This is a genomic window from Gracilimonas tropica DSM 19535 (genome assembly GCF_000375425.1).
Lineage (GTDB): Bacteria > Bacteroidota > Rhodothermia > Balneolales > Balneolaceae > Gracilimonas > Gracilimonas tropica.
This window is the reverse complement of record NZ_AQXG01000001.1, coordinates 165,221-185,747: the sequence shown is the minus strand read 5'-3', so window position 1 is coordinate 185,747 and position 20,527 is coordinate 165,221. Positions and strand designations below refer to the sequence as shown.

At 43.0% G+C, this 20,527-nt stretch carries 14 protein-coding genes; 7 read left to right on the top strand and 7 right to left on the bottom strand.

Annotation, left to right across the window (positions count from 1 at the left end):
- Positions 1 to 31: 31 nt before the first annotated feature.
- Positions 32 to 376, bottom strand: a complete 345-nt coding sequence (locus tag B151_RS0100860; protein ID WP_020401693.1) for a hypothetical protein — start codon at positions 374 to 376, stop codon at positions 32 to 34.
- 98 nt (positions 377 to 474) lie between these two features.
- Here B151_RS0100860 and B151_RS0100855 point away from each other — a divergent pair, with 98 nt between their 5' ends.
- From B151_RS0100855 to B151_RS0100835, 5 genes are all read left to right on the top strand, one after another.
- On the top strand, positions 475 to 783 hold the full coding sequence (locus B151_RS0100855; protein ID WP_020401692.1) for a hypothetical protein: 309 nt from the start codon (positions 475 to 477) through the stop codon (positions 781 to 783).
- 72 nt (positions 784 to 855) lie between these two features.
- Positions 856 to 1,338: a hypothetical protein gene (locus B151_RS0100850; RefSeq protein WP_020401691.1), complete on the top strand. Its 483-nt coding sequence runs from the start codon at positions 856 to 858 to the stop codon at positions 1,336 to 1,338.
- 3 nt (positions 1,339 to 1,341) lie between these two features.
- A complete protein-coding gene (locus B151_RS0100845; RefSeq protein ID WP_020401690.1) occupies positions 1,342 to 3,585 on the top strand; it encodes a TonB-dependent receptor in 2,244 nt (747 codons plus the stop codon).
- Between the two features lie 497 nt (positions 3,586 to 4,082).
- The gene (locus B151_RS0100840; protein ID WP_020401689.1) at positions 4,083 to 4,541 is read left to right on the top strand and encodes a methylated-DNA--[protein]-cysteine S-methyltransferase; all 459 of its coding nucleotides are present in this window, start codon (positions 4,083 to 4,085) and stop codon (positions 4,539 to 4,541) included.
- Between the two features lie 70 nt (positions 4,542 to 4,611).
- Positions 4,612 to 6,198 carry an amidohydrolase family protein gene (locus B151_RS0100835; protein WP_020401688.1) on the top strand — a complete coding sequence of 529 codons (1,587 nt, stop codon included), beginning with the start codon at positions 4,612 to 4,614 and terminating at the stop codon, positions 6,196 to 6,198.
- A gap of 89 nt (positions 6,199 to 6,287) precedes the next feature.
- On the opposite strand, the gene B151_RS0100830 is transcribed toward B151_RS0100835, so the two are convergent.
- Both B151_RS0100830 and B151_RS0100825 read right to left on the bottom strand, forming a co-directional pair.
- Positions 6,288 to 8,528, bottom strand: coding sequence for a carbohydrate binding family 9 domain-containing protein (locus tag B151_RS0100830; RefSeq protein ID WP_020401687.1), 2,241 nt, complete (start codon positions 8,526 to 8,528; stop codon positions 6,288 to 6,290).
- Between the two features lie 173 nt (positions 8,529 to 8,701).
- The gene (locus B151_RS0100825) at positions 8,702 to 11,296 is read right to left on the bottom strand and encodes a M14 family metallopeptidase (RefSeq protein WP_157470629.1); all 2,595 of its coding nucleotides are present in this window, start codon (positions 11,294 to 11,296) and stop codon (positions 8,702 to 8,704) included.
- A 101-nt stretch (positions 11,297 to 11,397) separates the two neighbouring features.
- On the opposite strand from B151_RS0100825, the gene B151_RS0100820 reads away from it, so the two are divergent.
- Together B151_RS0100820 and B151_RS0100815 are read left to right on the top strand one after the other, a co-directional pair.
- Complete coding sequence (locus tag B151_RS0100820; protein WP_020401685.1) at positions 11,398 to 12,987, top strand: AsmA family protein; 1,590 nt, start codon at positions 11,398 to 11,400, stop codon at positions 12,985 to 12,987.
- 111 nt (positions 12,988 to 13,098) lie between these two features.
- Entirely contained in the window at positions 13,099 to 14,055 is a 957-nt protein-coding gene (locus B151_RS0100815) for a pyridoxal-phosphate dependent enzyme (RefSeq protein WP_020401684.1), read from the top strand.
- Positions 14,056 to 14,136: 81 nt separating this feature from the next.
- Here B151_RS0100815 and B151_RS0100810 read toward each other — a convergent pair whose 3' ends face one another.
- From B151_RS0100810 to B151_RS0100795, 4 genes are all read right to left on the bottom strand, one after another.
- Complete coding sequence (locus B151_RS0100810; RefSeq protein ID WP_020401683.1) at positions 14,137 to 16,557, bottom strand: alpha-ketoacid dehydrogenase subunit alpha/beta; 2,421 nt, start codon at positions 16,555 to 16,557, stop codon at positions 14,137 to 14,139.
- Positions 16,558 to 16,912: 355 nt separating this feature from the next.
- On the bottom strand, positions 16,913 to 18,304 hold the full coding sequence (locus B151_RS0100805; protein WP_020401682.1) for a class II fumarate hydratase: 1,392 nt from the start codon (positions 18,302 to 18,304) through the stop codon (positions 16,913 to 16,915).
- Between the two features lie 509 nt (positions 18,305 to 18,813).
- Positions 18,814 to 19,524 (bottom strand): hypothetical protein, encoded by a 711-nt coding sequence (locus B151_RS0100800; protein ID WP_020401681.1) that lies wholly within the window; start codon positions 19,522 to 19,524, stop codon positions 18,814 to 18,816.
- A 99-nt stretch (positions 19,525 to 19,623) separates the two neighbouring features.
- Positions 19,624 to 20,514 (bottom strand): hypothetical protein, encoded by an 891-nt coding sequence (locus tag B151_RS0100795; RefSeq protein WP_020401680.1) that lies wholly within the window; start codon positions 20,512 to 20,514, stop codon positions 19,624 to 19,626.
- Positions 20,515 to 20,527 lie beyond the last annotated feature (13 nt).

The window sequence follows — 20,527 nt, the reverse complement described above, 5'->3', positions numbered from 1 at the left end:
CAGTTGTAAAGTAAATCCCTACATCCCGTATTTATTGATCTGTTTCTTCTCTGTGATGAATACGGGATTTTACCTTTTGGATGGTAGACCATGCTCCATAAGCTATCATCAACAAAACAAGCCCATATACCCAAAATGGCACGTTCTCTCCGGCGATCATCAAATACAGGTAGGCTGAGATAAAGAAAATGACCGCACTCACGGCCGGCAACACAATAGATTGTTCTTTTCGGTAGTTATTCACCAGCCAGGCAATGCTGAGTGAAAAAAACGGGATCGCACCAACATAAATGCTACCGAATATGATGGGGTTTACACCATAGTTTTCACTTAAACCATAAAACCAATTTTGAACGAGTTCAACAAGTTCCTGCATAAAAATCTTTAAATAGTGTAATATTGTTTTTTGGCATTATACAGAGAACCTTTTTTTTTCGATATTAAGTTCATCTTAAAAGATCATTACAAAAACACTTGAAAAAATTTAGCACCCACATACCAGCTTTATTTTTATTCGTTGCTGTGATTGGAACCATGCTGTCCATGTTCCACTACCATAGCGCAGGACTCGAGTGCTTACATCATGCCGAAGAGCAGCATTATGTTCAAAATGAAGTTGTATGTCCGGTTTCAGGCATCATTGCAGTAACAGGTGCCGAAGCACAGCCTCAATTTGATGAACTTTTCAGGTTCCCCGATACCATTGCGGACTATGCTCCTCTTTATCTTTCTGCTCAACCTTATCCTCACGTTTTTGGACGTGCTCCCCCGGTTGTGATTTAAATAGTACCCATCTTAAGCCGGTCATTTCCGGTAATCTTACTCCTTATAATCTATTTAAATCATTTTATCGCTATGAATACTATAACTCTATTCAAGAATATAAAGACTGTTTTTACACTATTAATTTTTGCAGGATTGATTTCTGCATGTTCAAATTCTACTTCCGGAGATGATCATGAGCATGAAGAACCTGCCGGTTTTGTCCTAAAAATGAATGGGCAGAGTATTATAACCCAGATGCCAAATGAAACTTCTGTAACTGGTGAATTCGAACTTACTCCCGGTCAAGAAACTGACCTCATTACCATTTATTTCTTAGCCGAAGATGGGGATGAATTTCAACCTCACGCAGATGAGGGCTATTCTCTGGCCTATGAATTTGAAGATGAGGGCTTAGTTGAATTTGAGCAGCACTCTGAAGATGGAGCATGGAGCTTTCATCTCCACGCTGCTGATACAGCCGGCGTAACAGATCTCAGGCTAAAGCTCGATCATAATGGCCATTCTGACTTCACAACTCAGCCAATTCATGTTCATGTAGAAGCGGCTGAATAAATAATGAGATACCTTATTTCAATTATACTGTTTTTGGCAGGAACCTTCCTTTCGGGAAGCGTTCTTGCTAATAACAGTTATACCTTGTCTGGCACCATCACAGATGCCGAAACCGAAGAGCCCATCTCCTTCGCTTATCTTCACATAGAGGAGTTGAACCGCACCACCGTAGCCGATGTAAACGGCCGCTATGAAATCAGGAATGTTCCTTCGGGAAACTTTACGCTTTCCATTCACCGCATCGGATACCTGACGCAAACCAAAGAAATTGTGATCAAGGAAGCCGATGAAGTGGTAGACATCCAACTTCGTTCTACTTTAGCCGGTTCTGAAGCTATTGATGTGGTGGGGCAGCAAGAAAATCTGGAAGGTTCGAACCTGGAACATGCTTCAAAAAAAGTAGTCGGCTCTGATTTGCGGCGAAACTTAGGCAGCACGCTTTCCCAAACCCTTTCTAATTTAGCAGGATTTGATGAACGCAGCATGGGTAGCGCTCCCGGCCGACCCGTAATTCGCGGCCTTGGCGATGAACGTGTACTGATCTTACAAGATGGAATTCGCTCCGGCGATGTGTCGGCACAATCCTCGGACCATGCAGTGACCATTGACCCGGTTTCTGCACAGGAAGTAGAGATCGCCCGCGGACCTGCCGCACTTGCTTACGGCTCAAATGCTATTGGAGGCGTTATCAATGTCGTTCGAAATCAAATTGAACCCAATGTTCCTTCACGTATTACCGGAAGTGCAACAATAAATGGCGAAACGGTGAATACCGGTCTCTCGGCTGCATTAGATGTAACCATTCCCATCAAAGATTTCGCTTTAAGTTTTGACCTGAACGGAAGAACCGCATCCAATATTTCTACTCCGCTTGGTGAGGTTGAAAACACCGGATATCGTTCAACTAACGATGCCATCGGACTTAGCTGGGTGCAGGATTGGGGATATTTGGGAGGAGCTTTCAGTACGTATCTCAATCATTATGGAATTCCACCTGATCCCCAGGGGCACCCAAATGGTGTGGATATAGAAATGCAGAAATTTCAGTACGACATCAAATCGGAAGTGATCCTGAATAAGGAATTTCTAAAAGTAATTGAAGGTGATTTCTCGATCAAAAACTATACGCATAAAGAGATCGAATCAAACGGATCACTTGGAACCCAATTTGGCCTTGTAACCACAAACGCCGAGATCAAAGCGCGACATAATTCATTTGGCTTCATAGATAAAGGCTCTTTTGGAATTTGGGGTGAACTGGAAGATTATGGAGTAATTGGAGCCGGCACGCCGGATGCTAACAGTTATAAATTTGCTGCCTACCTGATCGAAGAGGCTGATTTCAATGATCTTCATTTAGAAGGTGGCATCCGTTTTGACTGGGTTTTGAATCAACCCCTTGAAGATGAACCTGACTCTCCAATCGGGAATATCCGCAGCAGAACCTTCCCTGCTTTAGCTTCTTCATTTGCCGCCATTTATTCCTTCTCAAACCGGATCTCAACCGGGGTCAGCTTGCTGCATTCATTCCGGGCTCCTTCCCTGGAAGAATTGTACTCAGAAGGCCCCCATCTTGCCTCCTATTCCTATGAGATCGGAAATCCGGAACTTAATCCGGAGCGGGGGCTCGCCAAAGAATTGTTTATCAGGTACCGATCAAACCGGGCGAATGCTGAGTTTGCTATATTTCATAACGACTTCAGCAATTACCTCTATGCCCGCGATACCGGGCAGCCCAACAACCGCCGGCCCGACTTGAACAATTATCAATTTGTGGGAACCGAAGCCGTGTTGTATGGAACCGAATTTTCGGCAGATGTCCAGTTCCTCAACAACTTTGTAGCGGAGGGATCCCTAAGTTATACACTTGCTGAACGAACGGTTCCTGAAAGTGAACAACAAACCACCGGTTACAACAGCGATACCCGGCCTCTTCCGCAAATCCCGCCCTTCAAAGCTAATTTCACCTTCAAATATTTGAATAGCGATGGCTTAGAAATTGGCTCAAGAGTTCGATTCGCGGCCGAACAAGATCGGGTAGGAGAATTCGAAACCTCAACTGAGGGTTACGTACTGCTTGATGCTTTCGCACAATACCGCATCGATGGAAGAAAATTCCTGCATACCTTTGCTTTAAATTTCAACAATGTGCTGAATCAGGAATATTACAATCATCTTTCCCGTATTAAAGACCTGCGCCCTGAACCGGGATTCAATGCGAACCTGCTCTATCGCATTTATTTTTGATTAGAATAATTAAGCTGGTAAGCTGAATATTCACTTTGAAGAGATTTAGATCCCAGTCTGCACGGCGATGACGAGGTAGTGAGTAATTTGGAAAGTTTACCATAACATCTACCACATGTTATTGGATAGATAGTCATTCCCGCGAAGGCGGGAATCTATATCTCCTATTAACCTAAATTATATTATCCACTTGGACCTTAACTTCAACCAACAAAAAAAAAGAAAACCCTGAGAGTATTCCATCTCAGGGTTCTTGCTTTAGGTTTCAGCTATAAGGAGTATAGTTGACTATTTGTTTTAGGGTATAAACATTAATCTCACCTTACATGCTGGTAACAAGAGGACAAAGCATTACTTTTGTTACACTTTTTTTTAAAAAATTTTTTTTAACGGTAAATCATTTGTTTTCATAGGTTAATTTTGCCACGCAAAGCATTGAAAAGATGTTCTCAAATTCACCTATATTCACCTGCAAACAGCAACGAATTTGATCAATAGTGACCTACGTAAGCTACTATGAAAGCCCCCTTGGCTACCTTCGTATTTTGTCTAATGGTTCAGCAGTAACAGAAATTAAATTCATGGATTTTGATGGGCCTGAAGATCCTGATAGTCATACTGAATCAGCGCGTACCCAGCTTAGGGAATATTTCGAGGGTAGCAGAGATAGTTTCCAGCTCGAGTTAGCTCCCGATGGAACAGAATTTGAGCAACGGGTATGGCAACAACTCCTCAAAATTCCCAAAGGCTCTACCACATCGTATGGTGATATCGCCAAAAAGATCGGCGATGATAAAGCATCACAAGCCGTTGGAAGAGCAAATGGTAAAAACCCAATCGCCATTGTAATCCCCTGTCACCGCGTCATCGGTTCAGACCAAAAACTCACCGGTTATGCGGGCGGACCTGAACGCAAAGAATGGTTGCTGAAGCATGAAGGAGCGCTTCTTATCTAACCAAATTTTACGGTGCCAATCATTGCAATCCATTACATTGGAATCACCTCACAACAACCAAATTTTTATCATGAAATCCTTAAAGCTACTACTTCTTTTTTTTATTGCCGGAACTGCTTCAGTTTTTGCACAGATGCCTGATGCTCCCAACCGGTCAGAAGGTGACGGCCCGTACGGACGCCTTATTATTCGCGGGGTTAATTTGATAGATGGAACCGGCTCTCCTGCCACCGGCCCTGTGGATATTGTAGTAGAAGGAAACCGAATTGCCTCTATCCAAACGGTTGGTTATCCCGGATTACCGATCAACGAAAACCGCCGACCGGAAGCTGATGAAAACACAAAAGTGATTAATGCTGAAGGCATGTTTATACTCCCGGGGTTCTTTGACATGCATGCTCACACCGGAGGCGGCGCACAAGGAACAACTCCTGAATATGTTTACAAATTATGGCTTGCTCATGGCATTACTTCCATTCGTGAACCCGGTTCTTTCAACGGAATGGATTGGACTCTTAGACATAAACAACGCAGTTCGGAAAATGAGATCACGGCTCCCCGGATCTCCGCGTGGATCGGATTTGGCATGGGGGCAAATGAAGAAATCACAACGGCAAAACAGGCCCGCGAATGGGTTAAAATGATCGATGAGGCCGGAGCAGATGGAATTAAGTTTTTTGGAGCTTCTCCGGAGGTTTACAGCGCAGCTATTGATGAGGCGAATAAACGCGGTCTTGGAACCATGACCCATCATGCTCAAACCAGAGTGGTATATAACAACGCCCTGCATTCTGCCCGCTATGGACTGACTTCTCTTACCCACTGGTATGGACTTCCTGAAGCTCTGTTCGAGGATAAGATCATTCAGGATTATCCTCTGGATTACAACTACAATAACGAGCAGCATCGGTTTGAAGAAGCCGGTAAACTTTGGAAACAAGCTGCGGCCCCGGGTTCTGACAAATGGAATTCTGTGATGGATGAGATGATCGAGCTGGATTTTACCCTCAATCCCACATTTACCATTTACGAAGCGAATCGTAACCTAAGTGCTCAACGCCGGGCCGAATGGCATGAAAAATATACCCTCCCTTCACTCTGGGAATTCTACAAACCAAGCAAAAGATCGCATGGTTCTTACTGGCTGGAATGGGGAACCGAGCAGGAGATTGCCTGGAAAGAGAATTTTAGAATCTGGATGCAATTTGTGAATGAATATAAGAACAAAGGCGGCCGCGTTACGCTTGGTTCTGATGCCGGTTATATCTACAAACTCTATGGTTTTGGATACATCCAGGAAATGGAAATGATGCGAGAAGCAGGGTTTCATCCTCTGGAAATTTTCCAGTCAGCTTCTCTAAAAGGTGCCGAGGTTCTTGGAGTAGATGATCAGTTAGGAACCATCGAAGTTGGTAAATTGGCCGACATGGTGATCGTGAATGCTAATCCCATGGAAAACCTGAAAGTTCTATACGGAACCGGAGCCATTTATGTAAACGAAAATAATGAGCCCATTCGCAAAGGAGGCGTTCGATACACTATCAAAGATGGTATTGTGTACGATGCCAAACAGCTTTTACAAGATGTAGCAGATATGGTAAAAGCTGCTAAAGCTGAAAATAACTATGAGATCACTCAACCCGGTTTGGATTGGTAATAAACTCATTTTGAGTGGATACAGTGCTCAATTTCAATAGCAGTTCTTGATCCTGCTATCGGGCGAGTGTCCATTGATGCAACCGATTCCTACATATCAAAAGTATGGGTGTATTTCAGCAAAATGGCTCGGTTTTGCATAACGGGTAACCTTGGGAGTCCAAGCCCCATTTGGTCCCTCATGGTGTTGATGGCCTCATTATATACAAACCAAAGATCCTGGCCTTCTCTGAAGTTGTATCTCAGCCTCATGTTGACCCCCATAAGTTCATCAATGTTACTGTATTGAATGAAAGCGCTGGTGGACAGTTTTTTATTTAAAGCAAACTGAGCCCTGAGCTGCCCCAAATGCACCGTGTAATCTGTAGATGTTCGGCCGGCCCGCTCCGGAAAATCTAACTTTGTGATCTGATAGCTTCCGCCCAATTCAAGATGGATATTAACGATCCACCGGGGATCAATTTTCATTAGCATTCTTTTCCCGTCGAATAACTCCCCATACTCAAGCGTAATTCGGTTTCGCACGCGTCTGTTATCGGGAGTGTTGAAACTGAAAGAACTCTCAAAAAAATTGTAATCGTCAACAGGAATGTAGATTTGTCTGACAAGCCTGAAATCTTCTGACGGCAACAGGTGCTCCTGATTGAACCGTGTATTTATTGAAAAACCAGCCCCGCTTTTGAGATCTGAATTCCATTCTATCGAAATAAACCGGCTGCGCAGATCAAACGACCTATTTTCGAAGATATTAAAGCTCCCAACATTCACTGAATGAGATTTGAATGCCGAATTCTCCTCCGACAGCCAACCATAACCAACACGATAAAAGTAATCTGAAGTGTTGATGGTTCTGTAAAATCCTATCCCAGGATCAAATTCACTTCCGGTACGGTTCACAAAAAAACGATAGAACAGCCCCACTGAAGCTCTTCTCTGCCAGGTTATACGGAAAATACTGTTATCCACAAAATTGAAGCGATTCGACTGGCCCACCTGACTGTCCATAGATTGACTAACTTTTACCTCAATAAAATCATCCTGAAAGATGTTGAAATCGCCATCCAGCCCCAACACAACATTAGAATTTCCGTTGGATCCCACCCGGCTGGTAAAGATACCACCTACGTACGAACCCGGATTCATAACATTCTTTTTAACTCTTATGACCCCAAAGTTTTCCGACGGTAAATTCTCACTTGAGGCTGTTTGTAAATTCAATACTCCAATATCCCAGTCATCAACCCGGCCGGTCAGTCTCGCACCTCCATAGATTGGTACCTGATTGCCCTGCCCGTCCAGCCCTATTCTTCGGCTGTAGAATAACCTTGTATTTCCAAAATTGAAGTCGAATAGTCCTGATCTTTGTTGAAAAAACTGTCTTTTTTCAGGAAATGTGATGGAAAACCTGCTAAGATTCAGTTGCTGATCATCCGCTTCAACCTGGGCGAAATCAGTATTGGCGGTAATGTCTAAAGTCAAATTACTGGTCACATTATATTTGATATCAAACCCGATATCTCTTATCAACTCATTGTCATATTCGTACGCATCTCCCGAATTATTCAATTGGTTTTGCTGCTGATATCCCGCCAATGCATAAGGAGTGAAATAAACAGGCCTTCTGGCATCCACATTTTTTAGCCTGATATCGGCCGCCTGAGACGGTTTTATTTCTCCACGATCCCAGTTTGGAGGAATTGCAGGATAGGTATGGCGTTCATTGTGATGAGCGAGCCATCGGTATACGATCAGGCCCATTTCAGCGGTTCCATCACTACTTTGAAATCCAATACTTGAAAAAGGGATTCTTATTTCCGCATACCAGCCATTTCCATCCTGAGAGGTAGCCACATCCCAAAAGGTATTCCAGCTGCCATTCACCGCATCAGAACCAGCAATGTCATTTGCATCATTCGATATTGACTGATCAAATCTGACTCCCGCAGGTGTAGTAAAAAAGCGGAGGGCATTTTGATTGTCATTGAATGGGTCGAGTATCACCGCAAATACATCATCCCCTGAATAACGGTCTCGGTATAAACTATTGGCGGCTATAGTATTAACATCTTCGGTAAACATCCGGCCGGCTACATAGAAGTATTCATCATCGTAAGCCACCATAATTTCAGTTCGTTCACTCAGGTCTCCTTTAAAAACCGGTTCATACTGCGTCATAGGATAAGGAGTGATCTCCTGCCAGGCCTGTTCATTTAGAATTCCATCCAGCCGGATTTCCTCAGAAAGCCGATAAATATCCTGTATTGATTGTGAAAAGCATTCTTCTCCCCATGCTGTAACGCACAGGATAAATCCGATGGTAAAGATGCGCATTAATGGTCTTCATTTGGTTAAGGCCGTTTTAATAAAGACAGCTGCCAATGCAACATCCCTTACTCAAAATTTCATATTTGCATCAAAAAAACAGGATTCGTTTAATTTTGGTGAATAAAAAAACCGATCCAAATTTATTGGATCGGTCTTTAAATAGAGAGCTCCTTCTGTTTTTAAAATCCGGGAAGAAGCATTACTGCATTCTGGATCATTCGGCTTGGTCCTACCCAAAACATGCGATACTGTGTGTTATCCAATAAGAAAACTACTTTTCCACTTCCCATATTTTCAACAGCTGCAAACGCCATTCCTTTTGATTTATCCCGGTTTTCTTCTGAAGCATACCCGGATGCCAAGACTTCTCCCTCCTTGACATAATAGCCCACAGTTTGGAAATCTGTTGAAGGTACCAAGCCATCATCGCCAAACTTTAGTGAATACAAGGTTTCAGGCAGACCAAAAGCCAGTGGATGGGTATTATCAATTCGGGCTTTGAAGGCCGAACCGGGAATACGGTCCAAACCAAACACATCCTCTCGATCCGCATATTTGGTATAGGCCTTTTCATCTATCTCAGTGGAATCTTCCTCCTCTTCTTCAAAAAGTTCAACACCCGTAAAACCGGAACCCTCTTTAGTAAGCCATGAACCGCTGCCTTCAGTTCCTATCAGCACACCGCCGTTTCTGACCCAGTTCTTGAGCGCTTCAATTTGAGATTCACTCCACACTCCATTCAAACCACCCCACGAACCTGGCATCAAAAGTACATCATATTCGGCAAGATCGATGCGATTGAAACTTTCTGCCCGAATACGATCAATGCCAAACTCAGTCCATTGATCGAATAAGAACCATAGTTGTCCGGCAGTGTAGGAACTGAACGGTGAATCGATCATCAATGCAACCTTGGGTTTCTTAACAGGCTGACTGTCTCCCGAGGCTAAGTCCATACCGGCATCCATTCGTCCGGTATTAAAGCCCTCAATCACCACGGTTGCTTCCTCAGCCAGTTTACGCATGTCAGACTGGATCTGGGTTCGTTTTTCATAATTCCTACCCACCAGCACGATCAGACTTCCTTCCGTATAAGTTTTTCCCTGATAGGTAAACGATCGGCCGGCACTTCGAACTTTGTATCCCATCTCCCACAATTTAGCAAGTGCTTTAGGGGCATTTCGTTGCTTCCAATCGATCACATAGGCATACTTTGCCCCTGAATTTTCTACATCGGATGGGTAAGCTAATTCTTCCATAACACTTTCTGTAGAAACGCTGATACCACGGGTGGTCCAGGAAGCATCCAGGTTATATGCCAGAGGAATGGTCCAGGTTGCCATATCGTACATCACCGAATCCTCGATCTCCATTTGTCGCCTGAACAACGTATTGATAAATAAATGTTTAGGCTGATCCGTTTTGATGATAAAATCACCCGCTTTAAAATTGCGGGTTGAAGAATTTCCATCCCAGTAGCTGTAACTGTTACGCTGACTGAAATCCTCCGTAGCCCGTTCGATCTGAACATTGTGCTTCATCAGCATATTGAGGACCTGATAAGTGTAGTCATTTTCATTATTTGGCAGAATGTAAGCCTCAGTATTTCCTTTTTGTGTTGATTGTGAAACGGCATTACGGAAATATTCCAGTAAGCCCTCCCGATTCTTCACTGCCGTCTTTACAATAGAAACACCATTTGTATAGTGATCGAAAATGCGTTGCCTTAAGGTCAGGATATAGCCATCATCGGTTTCCACGGCACGTCCGCCTCTGCTGTGTCCCCCCTGTTCGGCCAGCATACCAATACCACCCATCACACTTGGATAGGATGAACCATATCCCGGATAAAAGAAATCAAATGCTTCCCGGGTTGCGTAATTCACTCCCGCTTCATCAAATTCTTCAATTACACCTCTTCCAAACGAATCTGACCAACCTTCATAATTATCCGGTAGTTCTTTGTTTCGGGGAGTGGTACCGGGCATCACAAAATAATTGTTATTGAAGCCTTGCTCATGGAAATCCATATGTACCTGAGGCATCCAACTCTGATAAGCCGCAACACGCCCCTTCGATTCAGGATGCACCAGCCAAACCCAATCACGGTTCAGGTCAAACCAATAGTGATTCGTTCTTCCACCCGGCCAGATCTCGTCATGCTCCAGATCATTGGCATCGGTATTCAAAATATTAGCGCGGGACGATTTATACCAGTACACATAACGGTCACGCCCGTCAGGGTTAATCATAGGGTCAATGATGACCACCGCATTCTCCAGCCAGTTTTGAGTTTCCGCATCTTCAGCTGCCACCAGTCGGTAAGCCGTTTGCATAGCCGCTTCACTGCTGGAAGCTTCATTACCATGTACATTGTAACTCATCCAAACCACAACCGGTTTTTCCGCAATCGTACTATTCTCCGGATCATTGGCAAGCTTAACATTGTTCGCTCTGATTTCCTCGATATTCGCCATATTCTCTTCAGATGAGATCACGGCATAGTACAGATCACGTCCTTCATAAGTAGTGGCATATTTATGAAAAGAAAGCCTGTCCGATTCTTCATCCAGATTCTTAAAATAATTCATTACCTGATAGTGAAAGGTGTACTCCCTCCCCATTTCATACCCAAGAAATTCTTCCGGTGAAGTGATATTCTCAGCATAGTTTAGTTCGGGATGAAATTGAAAACGATCAAAAGCCTCTTCTTGCGCCATCAGGTTGAAGGTCATCAACACAAAGAGCAACAACGTGGTAACTGTAGATTTCATAAGCATCATGAGATTTGGATTCAAAATGTTGTCGGAAAATAGGGCAATTTTAGTAAGAATAAAGTTCTTTGCTTTTTCCTCATTTATCTCAATTTTGAGATATGAAGAAAGCCTTTAAAGTACTGTTCATTGGAATCATTTGTCTGCTTTTGCTGGCAGGATTAACATCCATTTTCATTTCCTATTTTTATTCCGATACCCTCCAGCAAGAACTCGTCAGCGAATTTGAAACCCAAACCGATCATCAATATTCGATCTCCATTTCTGATATCGACCTTGGGTTTTTGACGCGCACAGTTACCATTGACTCCATGCGGGTTGAACCGAACGTGAATTCCAAACTTAGATCTATTTCTGCCGCATCGGTTTCCATCAACGGCATCCGGTGGTTGAGCTGGTGGAGTCAGCCGGTGCCTGATTTTTCACAGATTGAAGTGATCAGCCCACAAGTAGAAATAGTTGTACCGCAAGATTATTCCTTTCAAGCCAACCAGCTCAGTAATAATTCATCCCAAACTGCTGCACTGGATTCTCTGGATAACTTCAACTTCACCCTAAAAAACGGCCGTGGTATCTTAATTGAAGAAGGTTCCGAGCGCGAACTTCTGAGCATTGATGATATCTCGCTCGAAGCAACGGAGGTAAATCTTCAGCAATTGCTGAGTCAATCCAAAATTCTTTTCCTGGATGGACTTTCTGTGAAAGGTTCAGGCATAAAATGGCCACTTTATGATACCTTTTACGAAATGAACATCGGAGACTTCAGTTTTGATAAGGCTGCTCAATCTGCTCAAATTTCGAATCTTAATTTTACTCCAACCCTTCCTAAATACAAATTCTCACAAGAACACGGCCATCAGCTTGATCGTATTCAACTTGAAATTCCCGAAATTGAACTGCTTGGATTTGACCTTGATTCGCTTATTAACAATCGTTTTGATGTCGATACGCTTCAACTCAAAAATGCCTGGATGGAAGTATTCCGCAATAAGCAAATTCCGCGGCCGGAAGAAGAATCCGTGAAGCCTTTATTCTACGAATTGGCAAGTGCCACAGATTTTTCTTTAGGTATTGAAACTATTTTAGTTTCCAACAGCGATATCATCTACGAAGAACATAAACCTCCCTCCGATTCTACCGGTTCAATATCATTTAACGAACTTTCCGCTACTTTAACGGACTTCAAAACCATGCAACATCCCAAGTTCAATGAAGCTGTATTTCGCTGGGATGTGGAGACACTTTTCATGAACAGCAGTCCGCTTTCAGTTCAGGTAGAATACCCTTTGTACGACATGACCAATACGCATACGGTAAAAGCACAGTTAGAAAGTATCGATCCCAAAGAAGTAAGTGGCATGCTTCGCAACGTTGGTTTTATAGAACTGAAAGATGGTTTTGTAGAAGGAATGGAAACAGAGATGACCTTAAATTCGGATTCGGCAACAGGAGAAGTTTTGATAGAATATCGTGATCTGAAAGTGAAATTTTTAAATGATGAAAATCCGGAAAAGAATGGCTTAAAACAGCGCGTTAAAACCTTTGTGGCCAATACCTTTGCCATCAAATCCAACAACACCGGCGAGGATGCGGAAACAGGTCAGATTGATTTTGAACGCGAGAAAAATAAATCCATTTTTGCCTATTGGTGGAAATCGCTTCTAAGTGGAATGAAAGATGTAATTCGATAAATAATTAGAATGGCTATAAAGGCACAAAGATTCACTAATTTCTTTGAGATGCTTTGTGCTATATGACTTCTCGGCCAAAGAAATGTTGAAATCAACAACACAAATTCGAGTATGACACAAAAACCTACCCTCCCAACCATTGAAGATATTCGTAATGCGCATCAGTTGATCTCGGCTCATGCCCACCGAACTGCGGTTTTAAGCAGCAAGCAAGTGGATCAAAAAACAGGCGGACAGATCTTCTTTAAGTGTGAAAACTTTCAGAAAGTAGGCGCTTTCAAATTTCGGGGAGCGACCAACGCCATTTTTTCTTTGAGTGATGAAGAAGCGGCCAAAGGGGTCGCTACACATTCCTCCGGAAATCATGCGCAGGCCGTGGCTTTGGCTGCAAAGATGAAGGGTATTCCCGCTTACATTGTGATGCCGGAAAATGCGCCGAAAGTAAAAGTGAAAGCTGTCAAAAATTACGGAGCAGAAATCACTTTTTGCGAATCCACACTGGATGCCCGGGAATCTACCCTGGAAAAAGTAGTAGAACAAACCGGTGCCACGTTCATTCACCCCTACGATGATCCCCGCATCATAGCCGGACAGGGAACCGCAGCTTTGGAACTGCTGGAAGATCATCCCGACCTCGATATTATCATGACACCGGTGGGTGGCGGCGGCTTGTTGAGCGGAACTGCCTTAGCCGCCAAATCCATCAAGTCGGATATTGTGGTGATCGGAGCAGAACCCAAAAATGCCGATGATGCCTATCGCTCTTTCAAAGCCAACGAATTGATCCCTGTTAAGAATCCCGATACCATCGCAGACGGACTCCGAACTTCTCTCGGTAAGCTTCCCTTTTCCATCATCACTCAACATGTGGATGATATCGTTACGGTTTCCGAAGAGTCCATAATTGAAGCCATGCGCTTTGTGTGGGAGCGTTTGAATATGATCATCGAAGCGTCCTGCGCCGTTCCGGTTGCCGCCGTTTTTGATGGAAAAGTAGATGTGAAAGGCAAAAAAGTAGGAATCATCATCACCGGCGGTAATGTGGATTTGGATAACCTGCCGTGGTGATGTGTTAAGCTGTCAGCCGTCAGACTTCAGCTTTCAGTTTCTTTAAGCTGAGAACTGAAATCTTATAACTGAAAGCTTTTTCTAATAAATCGCTGGAAAGCGCTCCGGATCTGCTTCGCTCATTATGCCATAAATAGCTTCAAAAATATCCTCAGCGTTGGGTTTGCTGAAGTAATCTCCATCTGAAGCATAAGCGGGACGATGATCTTTGGCTGTCAGGCATTTAGGTTCAGAATCGAGATTGAAGTAGCCATCCTGCTCCTCCAGGATCTTGTGAAGGATATACGCCGAAGCTCCACCCGGAACATCTTCATCTACGATAAGCAATCTATTTGTTTTGCTGAGAGACTGACCGATTTTATGATCCAGGTCAAAAGGCATCAAGGTTCGCACGTCAATAAGCTCCATGGAAATTCCGGCTTCTTCAAGCTGAGGAATCAGGGCTTCTACAATGTTAAAGGTTGAACCGTATGAAACCACCGTGATATCAGATCCTTCTTTTACGATTTCAGGCTTTCCAAGTGGTGTCGTAAATTCGCCTAAATTCGTTGGTAATTCTTCTTTCAGACGATATCCATTCAGCGGTTCTACAATAATGGCAGGATCATCTCCCTGAAGCAATGTGTTGTAGAATCCGGCTGCTTCGGTCAGATTTCTTGGAACACATAAGTGAACACCACGAGCTCCGTTCACGATCATTCCCATGGGCGATCCGGAGTGCCAGATTCCTTCTAAACGATGTCCGCGGGTACGCACGATCAAGGGCGCAGCCTGACCTCCTTTGGTTCTGTATCTCAGCGTAGCAAGATCATCCGAAATACCCTGGAAACAATAGAGTAAATAATCCAAATACTGGATCTCTGCAATTGGGCGAAGCCCGCGAATCGCCATCCCAATTCCCTGTCCCAAAATGGTTGCCTCACGGATTCCGGTGTCGCTAACCCGGGTTTCACCAAATATATCCTGCATGCCTTCGAGGCCTTTATTTACATCTCCGAGCTTTCCGGAATCTTCCCCAAAAACCAGCGTGTTGGGGTACTTCTCAAATAGTTTTTCGAAGTTATCGCGGATCACCAAACGGCCATCAACTCGTTTTGGCTCGTCAGGATACTCCGGCTTGACCTCCTCCACATTCAACGGAGATTTTTCCGTTTCACTGTAGAGATGCGAACTGTATCGTTCGTAATTTTCTTCCTGAGATTTTCTTACCCAATCGGCTAATGCTTCCCGGGCTGAACCATTTGAACCAACCGTAGCGGCAAGTGACTTTCGTGCAGCAGACAAAATATCTTTCCGGATAGCCGTTGGATAGTTCTTCAACTTCTTCGCATACTCGCTCACTTTCTCATTGCCCGACTCGTTCTGAAGTTTTCCAAGCAGTTCAAGAACCTCAGATTTCTCCTTTTTGATAGGCTCCATGAACGCTTTCCAGGCTGTCTTCTTGGCTTCATTCACTTCATCCTGAGCTTCTTTTTGAAGCTCATCTAATTTCTTTTTAGTAGCGATCTTGTTATCCAGGATCCATTGGCGAAGTCGTTCGAGGCAGCAATATTCTTCTTCCCATTTCAATCGCTCTTCGGACTTGTAGCGTTCGTGTGAACCGGAGGTTGAGTGTCCCTGTGGCTGCGTTACTTCCTGCACATGCACCAATACAGGAACATGCTCTTCGCGCGCGATCTTAGCCGCCTTTTCATAAGTATCCAACAGCGACTGATAATCCCAGGCTTTCACCGTAAGAATTTCGTAGCCATCTTGCTCTTCGGTTCGCTGAAATCCTTTCAGAATTTCAGAAATGCTCTCTTTGGTAGTCTGATATTTTTTGGAAACGGAAATGCCATATCCATCATCCCAAACCGAAACTACCATGGGAACCTGCAACACACCGCCGGCATTTATAGTCTCCCAAAAAATACCTTCCGAAGTACTTGCATCACCAATGGTTCCAAAAGCGATCTCATTTCCTTTATTGGAGAACTTTTTCCATTCTTTGCCGTTTAGCGCTTTCTCATTTCGGTACACTTTGGACGCCTGTGCCAACCCTAAAAGTCGGGCCATTTGTCCCGCCGTAGGCGAAATATCGGAAGAGGTATTTTTTGATTTTGTTTGATCGATCCAGTTTCCATCTTCATCGATCAAACGAGTGGCAAAATGGGAATTCATTTGTCGTCCGGCAGAACTTGGATCTGCTTCTACATCGGCATGGGCATACAATTGTGCAAAAAGTTGCTGTGGTGTCACATGACCAATCGCCAACATAAATGTTTGATCCCGATAATACCCGGAGCGGAAATCCCCCTCCTGAAATTGTTTGGCCATCGCAATTTGTGGGATCTCCTTACCATCTCCAAAAATCCCAAATTTGGCTTTCCCGGTTAGTACTTCTTTCCTACCGATCAACGACATATGCCGGCTTACCCAACCCAATTTGAAATCAGCAAGAATTTCTTTTTTCTGAGCAGCGGTAAACCTGGATTTTGTCGTCTTTTCTTTTACTTGAGCCATTATGTGATTGTTGTTCTGATAATTTAGATCGGCGCCCTTCCAAAAGGGGCGATAGTATACGGAAAAGCGCTTTTTTATGAAACAGTCTCCACCGGTTCTATCGTTCTTTTTCCGTTAAATTTGTATTAATTCTGAGCTTGGATTTCAGTCATTAAATTTGTTGTTACTCTGAGCGCCAAGGTGCCTTTTTTTGATAAAATTAATGATCGCGAAGAGTCTCAAAGACTAAATCAAAAACTGAGCTAGTACAAAACTTGAGATCCTTCGCATCAAACAATTGATACCTATATAATGTTCTAAGCGCTTAGGATGACAACTTAAGAGACTTTTTTGAGCCTCCAAATTCAGAATCTTATCATTCAGTAAAACCGCCTTTTGTCATCTTGATAGGGTCAAGAGCCTTATCAAGTTCCTCATCAGACAGATCGGTCATTTCTTTAGCCACTTCTTTCAGCGGACGTCCTTCGGCAAAAGCCTTCTTGGCGATTTTTGCTGCAAGATCATAACCGATGATCGGGTTCAACGCAGTTACAAGGATCGGGTTTCGTCCAACCATATCGGCAATGGCTTCTTTCTTAACTTTCAATCGGGATACGGACCTGTCAGCAAGATTGCGGGCCGCATTCGCCAGAATTTGGATAGATTCCAACAAGTTGTGCGCCACCACTGGCAGCATCACGTTCAATTCAAAATTTCCGGCCTGGCCACCAATGGTGATCGCAGCATCATTTCCAATAACCTGTGCGCAAACCATGGTCAGCGATTCTTCGATCACCGGGTTCACTTTTCCGGGCATGATAGAAGAACCGGGTTGCAATGCCGCAAGTTCCACCTCTCCGATTCCGCTGTTTGGCCCGGAATTCATCCATCGCAGGTCGTTTCCGATTTTCATTAACCCAACTGCGATGGTTTTGAGCTGACCGCTGAGTTCAACGGGCGCATCCACGGTTGCCTGTGCTTCAAAGTGATTTTCAGCTTCGGTGAATTTTTCCCCCGTCAATTCAGAGATCGTAGCCGCAAATTTCTTTCCGAAATCTTTATGCGTGTTGATCCCGGTCCCAACTGCAGTTCCACCTTGGGGAAGTTCACTCACGCGTTCCAGCGCCGATTCCACGCGTTTGATTCCCAATTCAACCTGTCGGGCGTAGCCGCTGAATTCCTGCTCGATGGTTACGGGCATGGCATCCATTAAGTGGGTACGGCCCGTTTTCACGACATCGGCATATTCCTTCCCTTTTTCGAGGAAAGTTTCTTGAAGATGTTTAAGCGCCGGAATGAGATTATTTGTAACTGCTTTTACCGCCGCTACCCGAATGGTTGTTGGAATTACATCATTGGAGCTTTGCCCAAAATTTATGTGGTCGTTGGGATGGATATTTACATCCAGATTTTTCTTTAACTCGTTAGCCCGATGAGCGATCACTTCGTTTGCATTCATGTTGGTGGAGGTCCCGGAACCCGTTTGAAAAATATCGATCACGAAATCTTTGTCGTGCATTCCGTCGATCACTTCCTGAGCAGCCGCCTGAATAGCTGTGGCAACTTTCTCATCGATCAGTCCCAATTCCGCATTTACGGCTGCCGCTGATTTCTTCACGTAGCCAAGCGCCTCAATAAATTCACGGCTGAATTTGATGCCGCTTACCGGAAAATTATCGTGGGCCCGCTGGGTTTGAGCTCCGTATAAAGCATCTTTTGGTACTTTAACTTCACCCATGGAATCTTTTTCGATACGAAAGTCACTCATTCTTCTTTTCTAATTTTTAAGTTGATATTTGAAGCCGTCAAAACCGTATCAACGCAGAGCGTAGATACAAGAGATAGTCCGAAATCGATTTATATAGGTTGTCATCCTGAGCTTTATAATACGATCTAAGGGTAAAGTTGTAGAACGCGAAGGATCTCAAAAAATAATACAACTCGGTATTTAAACTTTGAGGCTCTTCAGGTTTAAACATTACCCAAATTTATAACCGTGCGCTCAGAGTGACAGCCAGGCTAAAACGGCTCATCGTTCGGAACGGTAATACTTTATTTCAAAGCCTTAAAAAGATAAGGAAAAAGTATGTAGATGTTGTGAAATGGTTGTTAAAAAGAAGTGTGGGAAATAGAGATGTGCTCAAACATTCAAAACAAAATTGCCACAACTTGGTTTTAACATCTATCTGTACCCGCTTTGGCTAAAGCTTTTATGTTACCGCTCGCAACACTACTCCCATTATTTATTATCTGTTTAAGCCTTAATATATGAGCGTGTTAAAAAAAGAATTCGGTACTAACAGCAATTCGAAAACCAGAAAGTCCAGGCCCTATTTGATTCCCATCGTCTAATTTAAGCTTAGCACTTTTATTTTCTTTGGGATAAAATGGAAAATCTGTTACCTGAATAAGATATCCCACTTTTAATTTCACAGGCATTTTGAGCTGATTAAAACTTAATCCAACTGAAGGTTTTATACCTGCATTTTGCGATAAGAATATAGTTGATTCGGATACCTCATCATTATTGGTTAACCATACTTTACTATTTAATTTCAGTCTGCTAAATAATGCTAAAACTTGTATTTGCACAAAGGGGTTAATGTTAAGCTTCTTAGCGAAGTATAGTTCAACAGCAATTCCTAATTCATGATTTACCAGAATCTGATCGGATTGGACCCCACCTGAATAATCACTTAAAGCCAACCGTCCTCCTGTAGTCATATAATTCCAAACCAAGCCAATCTTATTTGAATCTTTAGCCATTGTTTTAAAAATAGAAAGACCAAAATCAGGTCTTGCTGGAAAACTATCTGTAATCTTAATTGGAAGGGAAGTTCCTGATTGAAAAGCTTTTTGTAATTTATTTAAATCTATGGCATCTATTGATGAGATTCCGACATTTACTTCTGCGGAATATGATTGAGCCCTTAGTGAAGTATTAAGTATTAGAATAGCAAAAAGTATAAAAAATAGTTGCCTCATCATTGCCCCATTTTATATGTATCTCTGAGCTCACCACCAATAGTTGTTGGGTACTTACTTTTTGTAATGAGAACAACCTCATCTGGCAGCTCCCCCTCATAATTAAATGAGTAAGTAGTATTTGATGTTCTCTATATAAAACCTTCTGCTTTGATACTGACGATCTGCTTGAATTTCATAGTTGGAAAAATTGCTTGGATATTTACATTTGTTCCACTTTATAAACAATTCATTTCCTTTGACTTCTACATTTTCTATTTGCGGATAGGTATCATTGTATTCCACTTCTGAACCTGTTGCATACTGATTAAAGTAATTCACCATAACTTTATAGCGGACAGTGCCCCCGATATAGCTTTTATCAGTAATGGATTCAACAAACCTGTCTTCGATTACACCATCTGGTACAATGTTCGTGATAAAAGTCCCGTTACTTTCGATCTCTTTCTGTACACGATATTCATCAAAAAGTGGCCTTCTATATTTTTTCCAGCTGATTACAATCTCCCCATTTACATTTTCAATATCTGTGATAGGAACGGGTGTAGCGGGGCCATTATCAATTACAAACTCTATTGAGTCTCTATATAAAATAGTTTCCGCTCCTAATAAATCTGCGACATTCTCTCTTCCGGAAGAAGTGGTAAATTCAAAGTGGAGAACATGAGGTCCGTTGCTCTCCATATTTGTATTCATGCTAATGGGGCCATGTTGATATGAGTAATCATCATAATCAGCCCAATCACTCAAGGTGTCATCGTCTAACCAATAATTAATCCCTCTCAGTAATTTATTATCAAGATCAATGGAATATGAAATTTCAATACCATCGTATACTTTAGTCGTATCATCAATTACAAAGGTTGGGGATATTTGAGCATCAAACTGAATAGGTTGAATACTGGTTTCACTCTCAACAAAGTTGGTTCCATTTGGAGAATATCTGCAAGAGAAAAGAAAAAATAATAATGTAAGAAGAATGTAATTCTTCATTTAATATGTAAAA